A 15,965-nucleotide genomic window follows, 5' to 3' on the forward strand; every position below is an offset into this window, starting at 1 on the left:
CGTTTATTCCCTTTCTACAAATGTTCCCTTGTATGAAAAAAGCGAACCAATTAACGGGTTTCGTACTTGTACATGAATTCGAAAACACTTAAGTGTTTCATCATAACTTTCAACAATTTTTGCCTCACCATACAAAAATTTTGGTAACGGCATTTTTCTTCCAAACATATAAAACCATTGTTCCTTTGAAGAAATATGCATTGCCCCTAACTCATCGATATGAAAATGCAGTGTAGAAACGAGTAAATGTGGTTCGCCAAAATAATCTACAATTTCATTTTCGTTTTCATCCAATTGCATAACTGCGTTAAAATATCTTTTCTTATTATGAAAATAAAAAGTACGGTTCCACCTTACTAATTCTTGTCCATATTCATCTCGCTCAGCTATGTTTTGTATCGTAAATGGAATTTCCTCTCCTCGTTCCGAGAAAAACATTCGAAACTTCGATGCAATTTTCAATATAAATTTTACGAAAAAAGAGCCACCGTAAATTTCATCCATCTTTCCTTCCCCTGTAAAACTATTCTCTTCTGTAATCGCATAACGCTTCTGCAATTCAGGATGAAGATTTTTATAGGTATCCCCTAATAATCGTTCATACATATTAGCCATACACTTGTCCCTTTCTCGCCCTCTTGCAATTTTTCGCGCTTGGTAAATCGAAACTATTTATATAACCGACAATTGATAACCCCATTAGAAGAACATTTAATGTAATCGGATTAAACGGCCCTGTAAAGCTTGCGATATTCGTAAATCCTGCCGCTAACGTTAAAACTAGTAATACAATAATATGCAGTATAAATAATTTTCGTTTTATTATTGGCAACAGCCATACGACACCGAAAATTATTTCTAACACCCCAATTATTTTAAGTATACATACACTACTTTCATTTGAACCGATTAATAAAGAAAGCATCTTTACTTCCTCTGAATGAGTAAACAGTAGTTTTGGCACTATCCCTTGATATATCCATACAAAAGCAAATAAAAAACAAACGAGCCAATACGTCATCGTTCTTCTAATTAGCAAACTAGGATGCAAACCTTTTTCCAACCATAATTTGAGAGCATCAAAACTCCAAGCAGTCGCCCAACCTAATAATGGACGAAACATATATGAATCAATCACATTTCCTATACGACCATATCTCGTATCATAATCATATTGCGTTTCAAAATGAATACACTCTTTATGCGGTGTATACTTCCAATAACCACGCCCTATTCGTATAAGTGATAATGTATTGTCTGTCCAAAATTTCAAAGAAGAAATCCGTTCACCAGTTTCTTTTCTTATTTCACCTATCGATTCCCCTTCTCCGCCTATTTCAAGCCCAAATCCTATCTTTGTTTTATATAAAAACTTCTGTGGTTCTCCCTCTTTTTTCTCTAAATACGAAATTTCAGTAAAACGAGCATCCCATTCTGTATGTAGGTCTGGTTCTTGCGTATATTCCCATAATTTCTCTATTGTCGTTTTCATTTCTGTTGCAACATAAATAGGCCTTTTTCTTTTCATACTCCGACCTCCTACACTCTATATTTTTAATGTACATGTAATATATGTATTTTGCTACATTTTTCACAAACTTTATCTCTAAAAAGAAAGAATTTTGAAAATACATATAAAACACTTGATTCCCTGAATAATTTAAATTATTATAAAACAAATGTTACCAACAACTTCATAAATCAAACACTCTCGCCTAAAACGTGAGATAGAGGTTGCAATACTTATGAGTATTCTAATGGAGACACAGAGATGTCTATGAAATTGGATGAAAGGAAGTGTTGCCGAAATTGATAAATTTCTCTGCATTTATCAATTGGGGCTGTTTTCGAATAGAAACAGAACTGTCATATGTACAGACATGTACGTATGAAGAGCTATCTACAAAAAAGAGATATCATTTTCATGGTATTCCTTTTTTGGCGGTTTTTTTATTAGCTCCGTTTTCTGTTTCCCTTTTCCTGTAACAGCACCATCCTCACTTATTTGAGATGGTGTTTTTTGTTTTTCTCTCTGGTAACTACAGGAATATTGGGATTTATATATGTCCTAATCTATTCTTAAAAATGGACGAAAGAAGGAATTCGTAATGGAAACGATTGTACAAAAATTTGGTGGTACTTCTGTCGGAAGTGTTGAGCGCATTCAACATGTGGCAAATTTAATTATTGAAGAATATGAACGAGGACATAGTATCGTCTCTGTCGTTTCAGCAATGGGGAAAAGCACAGATGAACTTGTAGCACTTGCTAACGCTATTGCGGAAAATCCGAGTAAACGTGAAATGGATATGCTTCTATCTACAGGAGAACAAGTAACTATTTCATTATTAACAATGGTACTACAAGCAAAAGGTTATAACGCAATTTCATTAACAGGATGGCAAGCTGGTATTACGACAGAATCTGTACACAGTAGTGCACGGATTACTGACATTAACGTTGAGCGTATTCAGTCTTATCTTACTGAAGGCACGATTGTTATCGTAGCTGGTTTCCAAGGAATCAGTGAAAAAAATGAAATTACAACGCTTGGACGTGGTGGCTCTGATACGACAGCTGTTGCATTAGCAGCGGCACTAAAAGCGAAAAAATGTGATATTTATACGGATGTAACAGGCGTATACACGACGGATCCACGAGTTGTAAAGACAGCTTACAAATTAGATGAAATTTCTTATGATGAAATGTTAGAACTGGCAAACCTCGGCGCCGGCGTATTACATCCACGTGCTGTTGAATTTGCCAAAAATCATCATGTCGTTTTAGAAGTTCGCTCAAGTATGGAACAAGAAAACGGAACAATTGTAAAAGGAGAATGTAACATGGAACAACAATCAATCGTTAAAGGTATTGCTTTTGAAGATAATATTACACGTGTCACAGTGAAAGGATTGGAACAAGGTTCACTTTCAATAATTTTCTCTACGTTAGCTAACGCACATATTAATGTAGATATTATTATTCAAAGTATTACAAATGAAGGAACTGTTCATCTTTCCTTCTCTATCCATTCTAATGACTTACAAGAAACACTAGAAGTATTGGAACAGAACCAAGAAGATCTTCACTATGAGTCTGTAGAACATGAAAATCATTTAGCAAAAGTATCAATTGTAGGATCTGGTATGGTATCTAATCCAGGTGTTGCTGCGAATATGTTCACTACTTTAAAAGAAGAAGATATTCATATTAAAATGGTAAGTACATCTGAAATTAAAGTGTCTGTCGTTATTGACCGCCTTCATTTAGTAACAGGTGTGGAAGCACTTCATCAATCATTTATGGCGAAAATTGAGCCTTTAGTGCAAATGAGCTAATTTAATATTTTTATTGCAACTTACAAAAACATATTAATCTATTTCTTTCCTATATAAATAAAAAGCTGTTTGCATAGATTTCAAGACTCTACGCAAACAGCTTTTTAATATATTATCGATATCCAAAAATCATTATAAAACAATGAAATTATTCTTTAAACTCTTTCCTAGGAAATATAGTTGACTCTTCTTACTTCTTATCACACATATCGTTTCTCTCTTTCCCTTGAAAAAATGATCTATATTCATTGAAAATAATTTTCTTCACATCCGAGTAAAAGACCATCATGAATAGTGCAATTCCTAATACAACCACCTGTATTTTTTCATACTCAATGAACGCACTCATAATGAGCAAACCACATCCAATATAAAAACCAAACTCATTCTCTTTCTCAAAATCCGCCTCTTCTTCATCAATATGTATTTTCTCTTTAAAGCTTTGATTCCCTTTTATTAACTCATCTAGCGTAACGTTGTACATTTCGCTCAGTAAAATTAAATTATCAATGTCAGGGTAACTTTTATCATTTTCCCACTTATAAACCGCTTGCCTCGTCACACCAATTTTTTTAGCAACATCCTCTTGCGAAAACTCCTTTGATTCTCTTAGTTTTTTTAGCTGTTCTCCTATACTCATAACGTCCCCTCCTTTAGCAAATTATTACATAAAGGGAGATAAAAAAGAAAGAAACTATTAGTAACACGCACTGTAAACCACTAGTTTACACAATAAAAAAAGGGAGAGTAACTCTATTTTCAAGCTACTCTCCCTCTCACTTATATTAATTAAAACAGATGAATGTTTTCTTTCTTACAAGCTTCACGTAAATCGTCAGGCCATACAGAAGATTGAACTTCACCGATATGTGCTTTGCGTAAAAAGTACATGCACATTCTTGATTGTCCAATACCACCACCAATTGTTAATGGTAGTACATCTTCTAAAATACCTTTATGGAAATCATACTCACGTTTGAAATCATCACCCGTTTTTGTTAACTGTTCATCAAGTGATTTACTATCAACACGAATTCCCATTGATGATAATTCGAATGAAGCTTGTAATACTGGGTGCCAGAATAAAATGTCACCGTTTAATTTCCAATCATCATAATCGGCTGCGCGTCCGTCATGCTTTTCACCTGAACGAAGTGCATCACCAATTCCGATAATGAAGACTGCACCGTGTTCTTTTGCAATTGCATGTTCACGGTCTTTCGGCGTTAATTCTGGATATTTATCTTCTAGCTCTTGGGAAGTAATGAAAACAACTTCTTCTGGTAAATACTTTCCAAGGAACGGATATTTTTCAAATAAGTGATCTTCCAAATCTTTGAATATTCCATAAATTGTCCGTACTGTTTCTTGTAAGTAATCTACAGTGCGCCATTCTTTTTGAACGATTTTTTCCCAATCCCATTGGTCGACGTAAATGGAATGTGTTGCATCAAGTTCTTCATCACGACGAATCGCGTTCATGTTTGTATATAAACCTTCACCAGCTTCATATCCATATTCATGTAGTGCAAATCGTTTCCACTTTGCTAGTGAATGAACAATTTCTAATTCTTCTCCTGAATGTAACATATCAAATTCAATTGGACGTTCTACACCGTTTAGATGATCGTTTAATCCTGATTTTTTTGTTACGAATAATGGTGCAGATACGCGGAATAGTTCAAGACGTTTTGCTAATTGGTCTTCGAAAAATGTTTTAACTTCCTTAATTGCGATTTGAGTCTCTCTTACTGTCATTAATGATTGATACATGGTGGTTTCCCCCTAAAATGTTTGGATGTTGTGAAAAGAAGCCAACAAAAAAAGCCCTTCTTCCCCAAAAAACTGGGACGAAAGGCTTTGGTTCCGCGGTACCACCCAAATTAGCAACAGAGGTTGCTCACTTATACAGTACGGAGATGAAGATCTCGATACTGTTCTTCTTGTAACGGCGAAGTGCCCGGCTAAGTCTACTTTCCTATAAAGGGTTTCGGTTAGCAACTCCAGGAGGTTCTTCATAATAGGCTTCGTATCAGGCTCACACCACCCCTGACTCGCTTAGACTACGTCCTACTACTACTCGTCCTTTCATAGTCGTTTTGTTGTCACATCTCTGAAACATTTTATTAATGATTATTCTATACAAAAAATAAAGAAAGTCAACAAAAAGTTTTAAAATATTTTTCAATTCTATATTTTACGGCTTTATTGATTGTTGTTAATTTAACATCTTTACTTCTTCTGCCTCGTCAATCCAAAAAATGTTTCACTAACCGAAACTAACGTATACACAACAATTAGTGTAATCGTTCGAAATATAGAATCCGCAGTATTTCTTATTATTTTCATTTTCTTTGTAATTCCTTTCAGTTTACTTGCAATTTCATGATATACTATAGCATTCAAGCAGTTTGTTTTTACTTAAAGCAAACATAGTCATTTATCAAGAGTATTTTCTAATTCATTGACTATTATCAAACAAGATTTTTATATAACGGAGTGATCATATGAGCAAAACGAAAGCGAAACCGAAAAAAGGTGTAGGACAAGGTACAGGAAGTAAAGGATGGAACCGTTGGCAATCAAGTGCAAAGAAAAAGAAAGCAGCAAAGCCATATAAAAGTAAAGGCACAAAGAAGTAATTTAAATACCATTTGATTTCTTTACTTTGTTCAAAACAAAATATAATTATTAAAACAAAAAAACTATGCTCTCATAAATTTGAAAGCATAGCTTTTTTTATTTTAAATCATAAGAATTTCTCGAATTTCTTCCTCAGTTATGGAGGATAATTTCCCTTCTCCTGGCTCAATTACTTCAGCAATTAAATTTTTCTTCGTTTCTTGTAGTTCATGCATTTTCTCTTCAATTGTTCCGTGGGCTACTAACTTAATAACTTGCACCGTATTTTTTTGTCCCATTCTATATGCTCTATCTGCTGCTTGTTGTTCAACAGCTGGATTCCACCATAAATCATATAATATCACTGTATCTGCACCAGTTAAGTTAAGACCCGTACCACCAGCTTTTAAAGAAATAAGAAACAAATCGCCTTCACCTTCGTTAAACCGATTGCATAGCTCTACACGTTCCTGCGCTGGTGTACTCCCGTCTAAATAAAAGTATGGAATCGCTTGACTATTTAACTCACGACCAATAATGGAAAGCATCTTCGTAAATTGAGAAAAGATCAAAATTCTCTTCCCAGTACTTCTACATTCTTCTAAAATCTCTAACAGTTGTTCAAATTTAGCTGAACTGCCTTTGTAATCATCAACGAATAAAGCAGGATGATTACAAATTTGTCGTAATCTCGTTAAACCAGCTAATATTCTAATTTTATTTTTACGTAACGTATCTTTGTCTAAATGTTTTAACGTTTCTTCCCTTAATTTCGCTAAATAAGCTGCATACAATCTCTTTTGGTCTGGTAATAACTCCGATGACTGTAAATGCTCTATTTTATCTGGCAACTCATTTAATACGTCCTCTTTTAATCGTCTTAATACGAATGGTTTCACTCGCTTCGCTATATCCTCACGCCTTAAATCACCGAACTCTTTTCTTCCTGGTAATAATTCTGGGAAGACGACATGGAAGATAGACCATAGCTCTTCTAACGAATTTTCTACAGGTGTTCCTGTTAATCCGAAACGATACTCCGCTTGAATCGTTTTCACCGCTTTTGCAGTTTGCGTTGTAGGGTTTTTAAACGCTTGTGCTTCATCAAGAAATAGTGTATGAAACGGCCTTTCATACAACCTTATATCTCTTCTCAGCAATGGATATGACGTAATTATGACATCAAATTCTGCTATATCTTTTAAAATTTTCCGGCGCTCTATTTGATTTCCATCTGCAATAACTGCTCTAATATGCGGGGCGAATTTTTTCAATTCACTCAGCCAATTATAGACGAGGGACGACGGAGAGACTACTAATATAGGCATGTTTTTCTCTCGAATTTCAGGCAAAACAGAGTCTATAAAAGCAATGCTTTGCAGTGTTTTCCCGAGTCCCATATCGTCTGCTAAAATGCCTCCAAAACGGTAATAGGCGAGTGTTTTCATCCACTCGAATCCATACACTTGATACTCTCGCATTTCTGCATGTAAAGTATTTGGCACAGCAAATTTCAATTTTTTCGGGTTTTGAATATTTTCTACTAGCTCTTGAACAGAATCATCCAAACTTAAAACATTACCTTCGTGAAGTCCGTTCATCCATTTTACACTCCGGATAAGCGGAACATTCACTTCTTCCCCATGTAAAAATTCTTTCCGAATACCCGTTTCTTTTACAAATTGATTAATTTCATTAAACTCTTTACTCTCCAGTGATAATAAAGAACCGTTCGCTAATCGGTAATATTTCCGTTTCTCTTCAAGAGCTACTAATACTCCTTTAATTTCCGCCTCCGGTATTCCTTTTATATCAAAACGAAATGACAACCAGTCTATCCTCTCTTTTCGTCTAACTCTAATAAGAGGAGCTGTATCTCCTTTATGAATTCGTAATTTGATTGCTGTCGTCGCATAAATATCAAGTAAACCTTTTAATGTTGGAACGACGTGATATAAAAAATTGTACTCAGCTTCTTCATTATGCATAAAGTAACCGCCTTCCGTTTTCGCAAAGGCACTTTCACTCATAATATCTAAAATCTCTTTTTCCTTTTTCTCATCACGATTAAAAACAGACGGCTGTCCATCCTCTTCTAACGGATTAATTATGACGTTTCCATAGTGAAATTCAAGACCTGCTAACAAGCGATTTTTCACTCTATCTAAATATAATTTCGCTTTTAATACGGGTGTTTCAACACGATCTGATACTACCTCATCTATTCGTACAGTTCCTAGCTTCATTAAACCTGGTACAACTTTTGCTACAAAATATTCCATCTTATCTGCCGGAATGTATAATTGGTTACTACTAGAGCGATTCATCATTTTTTGTAATTCGATAAGCCGCTTGCAATCCTCAGCGTTCAACTGATACAGTTTCCCTCCAAATAGAGCATAACTATACGTATCCATTACCTCAACTCGTTGTAAGCCATCAATATAAAGCGTAAACCCACTGTTACTCCCTTTATTAAACTCAAAATGTAATGGAAGGAGTCCTTTTGAAATTTGTAAACCATGAAAAGATTGTCCATTTTGATTCAGTCTCACACACTCAACTTTAGAAAGTAAAGAAAGCATATCCCCCCAAGACGCTGGCGGTATTAAAATCATGCTATCATCTTGTTTTGCATGTACTTCTAGCGTATCCTCATACATTTTTTCATTATGATGAATTTTAATAAGTTGCTGAATAATCGCATCTGTATCTTGTTTAAAGCTATGTACATCTGGTGTATATGTAAACTCATTGGAACAATTAAAAAGTTCTCTTCTCTCCACCTTAAAAAGAAATTCTCTAATCTGATTTACGAAATACGTTTTGGCAAGTTTCAGCTGCATTCCTAGAAGCGCTCCACCTTGTTTCGTAACTACTGGTGTACAAATAAATTCAACATGAAGTATTTCACGTGTATCAAAACGATGTTGTTTACTTTTCGGTCTCAGTGGCTTGTCTGCAAACAACTGAAACATCCCACTTGTTAATTGATCATTCCCGCTCATGTGTTCACTACTAGCTGGGCGCATTCCACCCGTTTGCTGATTATAATTTATTTGTATCAATACTGCTGCAACATGTTGACAGTACGTTTGAAAAGACGCTAATGACGGACAACTACATTTCGCAACAACATCACCCTTTTTAATTTTTTCGACTGTAACATGAAAATCTTCGTTTCCTTTTACTGTCGCCTCGCAAATTTCTTTATTTTCATCATAATGATTTATTATTACTTTATTTGATTTATAATAAGCTTCGCCTCTTTTATATGAGGTCTCTCCGCACACTTCTTTAATAATCGATTTATTTAACGTAAAACTCATTGCTTTGACACTTCCTTACTGTAAAACCATTTTCTCTTACTTAACATTTTACATGCTTCACGAGAAAATATAAAATGTTGGTTTAACAAAAAAGATACTTATTTATAAACGCCTCAGACTGTAAGCAAATAGAGTTTCAGCACTTGTCCCTAAACTCTTAAAACCGCCTATTATACAGGCGATTCTGAAAGGTTCCAGCATAGTATTTAAATATTTTCTACATTTTTCATGTAAAAGTTTTACTGGCCATCGCATCAACAATTTAAAAGATATGATTTTATGAAGAAGAGTGATAAAGGTTTTTCACACACACACCGTAGAGATGGATGTGCATATTTTGATGCAGGGGGCTTACTGTCTATAATAAGAGGATAAAGTAGATAATTTACATATTTTCATGCGTGCCCTTATATAAGACTGTTATTGCGGCTAGTATAAGGATGATCCCCATACAAGCAGGTGCGGCATGCCCAAGTGAAACATAAATTTGACCTCCAATAATCGGCCCAATCATTCTTGCTAAAGCTTGAATAGATTGACTACCTCCTTGAATCCTTCCTTGTTCACTAGAATCGACAGACTTCGAGAGCATCCCATTGAATGAAGGTCCAAAGATGGAATCACCAAAACCAAATATAAACATTCCAGCGATAAGAAACGGATAAAATGAGAACAAAGCTGATGCTGCAATAAGACTATAACCTATAATCTCCGAAACCATTCCGAGAATTGCTATCTGTTTATCAGTAAGTTTTGTCAAAAGTTTTGGCATTATAAAACTTTGTGAAATGATATCTTGGAATCCCATAATTGAAAACATAAGTCCGATTAACGCAGGCTTCCAACTAAAAGTATCCATTGTAAATTGTGAAAAAATTGCCTGTAAAGATCCATTTGGTATCCAAAGTAAGAATGCTGAGACAAGTAGCCATTTTAAATTTTTCATGGAAAGTATATTTGCAAGTTGTGTAAATGGATTCAATCTTACAAAGGTAATCTCTTTCAATCTTTTATTTTTGTCAAGGCTCTCAGGCATATATAAGATTCCATAAACAACATTTAATAAAGTTATGATTGCTCCAAAATACATAGGTACAGAATAACCAAACTTGGCAAGATATCCACCTATAGTTGGTCCAATAACAGTGCCTACTCCTACAACCGCACTTACCCATCCGAAGTATTTCGTTCTTTGTTCTGGAGGAATAATATCTGCAAAATATGCGAAGATAGTGCTTATGCTCCCTCCTGTTATACCTTCTATTATGCGCCCAGCAAATAGTATCCATAGAGCTCCTCCTATGCCAAAAACTAAGTACCCGATTGCGGAACCGAAAAGGCATACTAAAAGTAATGGACGACGACCATATTTATCACTCAAAGCTCCAAGTGCGGGAGCCGCAAAAAATACGCAGACTGCATAAACAGAAGTTAATAGCGTAACGACGACCGCTTGTTCTGCCGAATTACTTGTATACGGCTGCACTAAAAATGGAACGACAGGTATTATAATGCTGAATCCTATTCCACAAAGAAACACAGAGATAAGACCGAATAGTAAGGCGTGTTTATCTATGACTCTTTCCGTATTATGTTCATTATGTGATCTGAATTTGGACATTTACATTCTCACCCCAACAGTTATTTTTGTTTCCTTATCAACAAAACAATAACTCCTTTTTGTTTCCCTGTCAACAAAATTACAACAATAAAAAAGGCAATCCATCCTTGGACTGCCTTTCGTTTCATTTTTATTTTTTAAATAGATTACGACTTAATATGTACACCTTGTTTCTTTATTTCTGTATCTAAATGTCTACTATACTTTTCCACAAAGCTAAGTATACTATCAAATTCTTCCTCGGTTACTTGATCAAACACAACTTTATCCCGTTCTTCAAACTCTTTGTGCAGATCCTCATGTATTTTATAAATTACTTTCCCTTGTTCAGTAAGCCTAAAATAGATTTCTTTCTTATTATCCGACTTCTGATAACTTTCGATAAGGCCTTTTTTTATAAGTTTTTTTGTTATTCTACTTATGGCACCGCGAGTCATATAAAAGGACTCCGCAAGTTTTGTCACGTTAGAATCTACATTTTTTTCAATGTATTCGATACAATGTACTTCAGAAGAATTATACCCCTTAAGACTGTCTTCCATCTTATCCTTATTAAGCCAAACAATCTTATTATATAAGTCCCTGAAACCCACTATGATCTTTTCTTCTTTATTCATGCCCTGTCCTCCTCCCCGTTGGTGCATTAACCATATTATATTTATTTTTTGCTTCTATTCCAACTCTAATGAAAAAAGAGAGTCAAAAGCGTGTTGAGCACCAAGAAACTCAATGTCATTTGAACAAGACTTTGTCTACAATCTGAAACACTTATCTCTTTTCATTCTATCTCCATCAACCGTTTTGCCTCAAAATACAACACTTGAATAAACTTCTTCGTGTTAATACGTATATGACCAGAAGCCGCTACTTCATCTTTCGTCATTTCTGTCATCCGTTTTCTAACTATAGTAAAATCAAAAAATTTCGGAGCATAGCTTTCAAATTTCGGATTCGAAAAATCTGTTAACCCGAGGGAAGCTAAGTGATTTAACGATTGATAAATCGCCCTTCTTACCCTTTGCTCAGATGCTTTCTTCTCTTTATCAATATCCGTATCTAAAGCTACATCCCCTAATTTTCTTATTGTAATATGATGGAAAATATCTTTTAACGCAGGAAATCCAAATTCAAATGTTTGTGCCTTTTCCTGCCCATATAAATATTCCAACATACTAAGCAAGTCTTTGCTTCCGTTCTCTCCCGCAATACCGAGTTCTGATAATAAATAGCGCCCTAAATCCGCTATTTTCTTCCCTTCTTGTATTGGCTCATTTCGAACTTGCGGCTGTTCCCACTTAAAAACGTTATTCAATGATTTTTGAATATCATGTATAGAACGCTCCAAACGAATACGCTCCATTACTTTTCGTACAACAGATACAACTTCAATTTTATTCAGTGGCTTTGTAATATAATATTCTACTCCAAGTGTATACGCCTCACCTATAAGTTGCTTCGATTCAACTTGAGAAATCATAATGATCTTCCCAGTAAAAGCGGACGCAATATGACGAACTGTTTCAATTCCGTCTCGCATTGGCATTAATAAATCAATAAACAAAATATCTACTTTTTTAAAATTCAGTTGGTCCGCTTCAATAAAAGCTCCGTCTTCCGACTCTCCAATTACTTCCCCAAGATCTCCATCTTCAATAATTTGCGAAAGCATAGAACGGAAAACTTCATCATCATCTACGATATAATAAAACAACATTATTCCCCTTCCCGCTTTAAACTGCACTCCGGTAAACAAACGATAAACTTACACCCACCGCCAGTTTCTCGGTCTTCTAATCTCACTTCTCCACCTAGCTCTGTTACCATTTCGTTTATGTAAGAAAGTCCAATACCTGTTGACGGTGTTCCCGTTTGATCATACTTTGAAGTAAACCCTGGCTTAAATACTAATTTCTTATACTTCTGTGCAATACCAGGACCATCGTCAATTACTTCAAAGAATATATGTTTATCTCGTTTATATAGCTTTATACTAATGAGACCTCTATCCTCAATTGCTTCCACTGCATTTGCAACTAAATTATTAAAAATTGATAGAACTGTATACACGTGATATGCAGCGTGCTCACCTTCTATATGTTTAGAAAAACGTATATCTTTTCCTAGCATTTCAGCATACTTCTCATTTATTCTTACAATTATTTCCGCTAATTCATGTCCTTCTACATACTCAGCCACATTTTTATCTAATAACAGTTTAGATAACCCTGCAAAAATCCTTTGATTATCCTTTTTTATTTCATGCACTTCTCCTGCTATTTTTAAAGCTGTTTTGCTATTTAAGTCATCGTTCGCTTGTAAGTTTCGATATAGTTGATATGCTTCTTGTGTAATTAACTCAGCATTTTGTAACGTTTTTTTCAAATGGACAGATTCCACATATAAATTAGAGAGATACATTAACATATTTTCATTTTCTTTTCGAACTTGGGATTCTTTTAATTTCGTTTCATATAAATTCATCATATTTAAAAAACCGAGCGCAAAGAAACTACGGAAAATAGCTATAATGATTAGTTTATTCACTTCAGAAACTGTTATTGTAGTGCCTAGTACGAGCATATGATAAAACGCAAGTTCTGACATACTTGCAATAATTTCAATTGAAATTCCAAGGCACCCAATAACAATTGGCTTCTGATGAAACTTATTTACCCTACAAAACGAAAAGAGGCTTCCATAAATAAAATAATAAAAGAACACAGGATAGCGCAAATAAAATGATTCTGTCATATGGAATGAACCTTGCAATACCCAGTCAAGACTTACACGGAATAAAAATACAGATATACCGACGAGAACACCTGCAGCAGCTGCTGGTATTCTTCTTAAAAATAGTAATAAAAAGAAGAAAAGCGGTGTCCCGAAGCTAACACGAAACATATCATTAAAAGGATGAAAATTAAGCTCTCCAGCAATTGGGACAACTACCATTAATATAATTAAAAGATACATATCTTTCTTCCATAATTGATTCCAATTCAAAGCTGCCACTTCCTATATATTTTTTCAAAATGTATAAGTAAAGCCCGTTTATTATTATAAACGGGCTTTTTCTCTATATACTAACCTTTTCTACCGCTTTTATTTGACGATACTCAGGCTTCCACATTGCTTCTTTCACTGCAATCTTAATATCGTTATCACTTAAGTTCTCTCTAGCAACACCTTCTGCAACTGCAACTTTCGCTACTTCAATTGCAACTAGTTCAGAGATATTACGTAACTCTTCAACTTCTGGCAAAATAGGTGCTCCTGGCTGACTTGTATCTACCATACTTGCAACTGCTTCAGCTGCTGCTGCGAACATTCCATCCGTCATGACGCTTGCACGAACAACAATTGTACCAAGACCTAGTCCTGGGAAAATAAGTGCGTTATTTGACTGTCCAATCACATACGTTACACCGTTATATGTAACCGGTTCAAACGGACTTCCTGTTGCAACTAACGCTCTTCCTTCTGTCCACTCGATTAAATCTGCTGGTTTCGCTTCCGCAAGTGGTGTTGGATTCGACATTGGTAAAATAATTGGTCTTTCTACGTGAGAAGCCATTTCTTTAATAATCTCTTCTTTAAATGCGCCCGCAACTGTTGATGTTCCAATTAAAATTGTCGGTTTTACATGTTTCACAACTTCAGCAAGCCCAATCACATCATTTTGTTTCCAATCACTTACTTCTGCTTCTTTTCTTGCATATGGAATTTGGAAATCAAGAAGACCTTCCATATTATCTGTAACTAATCCGTTACGGTCAATACACCAGAAACGATTATGAGATTCTTCATCTGATAAGCCGACGCGAACCATTGCATCTCTTACTTGATCTGCGATACCGATTCCAGCCGTACCAGCACCAAACACAACAACACGGTGCTCACTTAGCGGTACACCAGAAGCTTTTACTGCCGATAATACAGCAGCAAGTGAAACTGCCCCTGTACCTTGAATATCATCATTAAATGTACAAACGTCATGACGATATTTATCTAAAATTTTTCGTGCATTTCGAGAACTGAAGTCTTCCCAATGTAGAAGCGCCTTCGGGAATTGTTTATTTACCGCTTGAACAAACGTATCAATAAATTCATCGTAAGCTTCCCCTGTTATACGAGGGTGACGATTTCCGATATAAAATGGATTGTTTAATAATTCCTCACGATTTGTACCTACATCTAAAATTACTGGTAATACACGGCTAGGATCGATTCCAACTGCGGCCGTATATACAGCTAATTTCCCGATTGCGATGTTAATTCCACCAACACCCCAATCACCAATTCCTAATATACCTTCTCCATCCGTTACAACGACTAAATCAATATTTTCAGCTGTTGCACCGATATTGGCAAATGCATCTTCAATACCTGATGGATCGTTAATTGATAAATAAATACCACGTGGTTTACGGTATTCATGACTATACCTTTGAATTGCTACACCTACAGTTGGTGTATATACAATCGGTAACATTTCACGTAAATGATCTGTTAATATACGATAAAATAATACTTCATTTCGATCATGTAACGCCGTTAAGTATACATTTTTTAATAAATCATCCGGCTGAGAACTAAATTGTTCATATGCTCGGCGTGCTTGTTCTTCTAATGTTAAAACAGCTGGCGGTAATAAACCTTTTAAACCTAACTCTTCTCTTTCCTCTTGTGTGAAAGCTACCCCTTTATTTAAAAGTGGTGTTGATAATACTTCTGCTCCTCTTAATGTTGTTTCTAATGCACCATTAGAAGCCACTGTAAACTTACTCATAACATCCCTACCTCTATTCATATATAGCATTTCTATATTGTAAACAAAAAAGAGGGGATTGTCCCCCTCTTCTTTTAATTTTTCTTTAAAAGAGTTGCTCCTGCAATCCCTGGATGTGTCATTTCGAATGGATCTAGAATTAACTCTAAATCTTCTTGTGACAATACACCATTTTTTACACAAAGTTCACGAACGGATTGACCTGTTGCAATTGCTTCATTCGCAACGCGAGCTGCTGCTTCATAACCGATATGAGGATTCACGGC

12 protein-coding genes, 1 pseudogene, 1 riboswitch and 1 other annotated feature are annotated in these 15,965 nt (G+C 35.3%); of the genes and pseudogenes, 2 read left to right on the forward strand and 11 right to left on the reverse strand.

The annotated features are described in order from the left end of the window. Window positions 1–3 precede the first annotated feature (3 nt). Together G9F74_RS19665 and G9F74_RS19670 are read right to left on the reverse strand one after the other, a co-directional pair. On the reverse strand, window positions 4–615 hold the full coding sequence (locus tag G9F74_RS19665) for a DUF4166 domain-containing protein (RefSeq protein ID WP_000002649.1): 612 nt from the start codon (window positions 613–615) through the stop codon (window positions 4–6). Next, window positions 608–1,528, reverse strand: a complete 921-nt coding sequence (locus tag G9F74_RS19670) for a DoxX-like family protein (RefSeq protein ID WP_000824131.1) — start codon at window positions 1,526–1,528, stop codon at window positions 608–610. Before G9F74_RS19670 ends, G9F74_RS19665 begins: the two co-directional genes overlap by 8 nt. A 192-nt stretch (window positions 1,529–1,720) precedes the next feature. Next, window positions 1,721–1,907: riboswitch (Lysine riboswitch) on the forward strand. A 201-nt stretch (window positions 1,908–2,108) separates the two neighbouring features. Between G9F74_RS19670 and G9F74_RS19675 the strand changes: the two genes are divergently transcribed. Beyond that, window positions 2,109–3,338, forward strand: a complete 1,230-nt coding sequence (locus tag G9F74_RS19675; protein WP_000448019.1) for an aspartate kinase — start codon at window positions 2,109–2,111, stop codon at window positions 3,336–3,338. 190 nt (window positions 3,339–3,528) lie between these two features. On the opposite strand, the gene G9F74_RS19680 is transcribed toward G9F74_RS19675, so the two are convergent. After that, window positions 3,529–3,978, reverse strand: a complete 450-nt coding sequence (locus G9F74_RS19680) for a helix-turn-helix domain-containing protein (protein WP_000021945.1) — start codon at window positions 3,976–3,978, stop codon at window positions 3,529–3,531. Window positions 3,979–4,127: 149 nt separating this feature from the next. Next, window positions 4,128–5,111, reverse strand: a complete 984-nt coding sequence (gene asnA / locus G9F74_RS19685; RefSeq protein ID WP_000284901.1) for an aspartate--ammonia ligase — start codon at window positions 5,109–5,111, stop codon at window positions 4,128–4,130. Window positions 5,112–5,181: 70 nt separating this feature from the next. Further along, window positions 5,182–5,439: a binding site (T-box leader), on the reverse strand. Between the two features lie 406 nt (window positions 5,440–5,845). On the opposite strand from asnA, the gene G9F74_RS19690 reads away from it, so the two are divergent. Continuing rightward, entirely contained in the window at window positions 5,846–5,980 is a 135-nt protein-coding gene (locus G9F74_RS19690) for a DUF3934 domain-containing protein (RefSeq protein ID WP_000047591.1), read from the forward strand. Window positions 5,981–6,082: 102 nt separating this feature from the next. On the opposite strand, the gene G9F74_RS19695 is transcribed toward G9F74_RS19690, so the two are convergent. From G9F74_RS19695 to G9F74_RS19725, 7 genes and pseudogenes are all read right to left on the reverse strand, one after another. Then, entirely contained in the window at window positions 6,083–9,289 is a 3,207-nt protein-coding gene (locus tag G9F74_RS19695) for a DEAD/DEAH box helicase (protein ID WP_016108145.1), read from the reverse strand. Window positions 9,290–9,674: 385 nt separating this feature from the next. Continuing rightward, window positions 9,675–10,910, reverse strand: coding sequence for an MFS transporter (locus G9F74_RS19700; RefSeq protein WP_016108144.1), 1,236 nt, complete (start codon window positions 10,908–10,910; stop codon window positions 9,675–9,677). Between the two features lie 146 nt (window positions 10,911–11,056). After that, window positions 11,057–11,527 (reverse strand): MarR family transcriptional regulator, encoded by a 471-nt coding sequence (locus G9F74_RS19705; protein WP_001030884.1) that lies wholly within the window; start codon window positions 11,525–11,527, stop codon window positions 11,057–11,059. A 161-nt stretch (window positions 11,528–11,688) separates the two neighbouring features. Continuing rightward, window positions 11,689–12,621 carry a response regulator gene (locus tag G9F74_RS19710; protein ID WP_033668483.1) on the reverse strand — a complete coding sequence of 311 codons (933 nt, stop codon included), beginning with the start codon at window positions 12,619–12,621 and terminating at the stop codon, window positions 11,689–11,691. Window positions 12,622–12,623: 2 nt separating this feature from the next. After that, on the reverse strand, window positions 12,624–13,922 hold the full coding sequence (locus G9F74_RS19715; protein ID WP_097854259.1) for a sensor histidine kinase: 1,299 nt from the start codon (window positions 13,920–13,922) through the stop codon (window positions 12,624–12,626). Window positions 13,923–13,986: 64 nt separating this feature from the next. Then, window positions 13,987–15,699: an oxaloacetate-decarboxylating malate dehydrogenase gene (gene malS, locus G9F74_RS19720; protein ID WP_002093791.1), complete on the reverse strand. Its 1,713-nt coding sequence runs from the start codon at window positions 15,697–15,699 to the stop codon at window positions 13,987–13,989. A 74-nt stretch (window positions 15,700–15,773) separates the two neighbouring features. After that, window positions 15,774–15,965: pseudogene (locus G9F74_RS19725) on the reverse strand (aspartate ammonia-lyase); the annotation flags it as partial.

This window comes from Bacillus sp. EKM202B, from assembly GCF_011066025.1.
Classification (GTDB): Bacteria; Bacillota; Bacilli; order Bacillales; family Bacillaceae_G; genus Bacillus_A; species Bacillus_A toyonensis.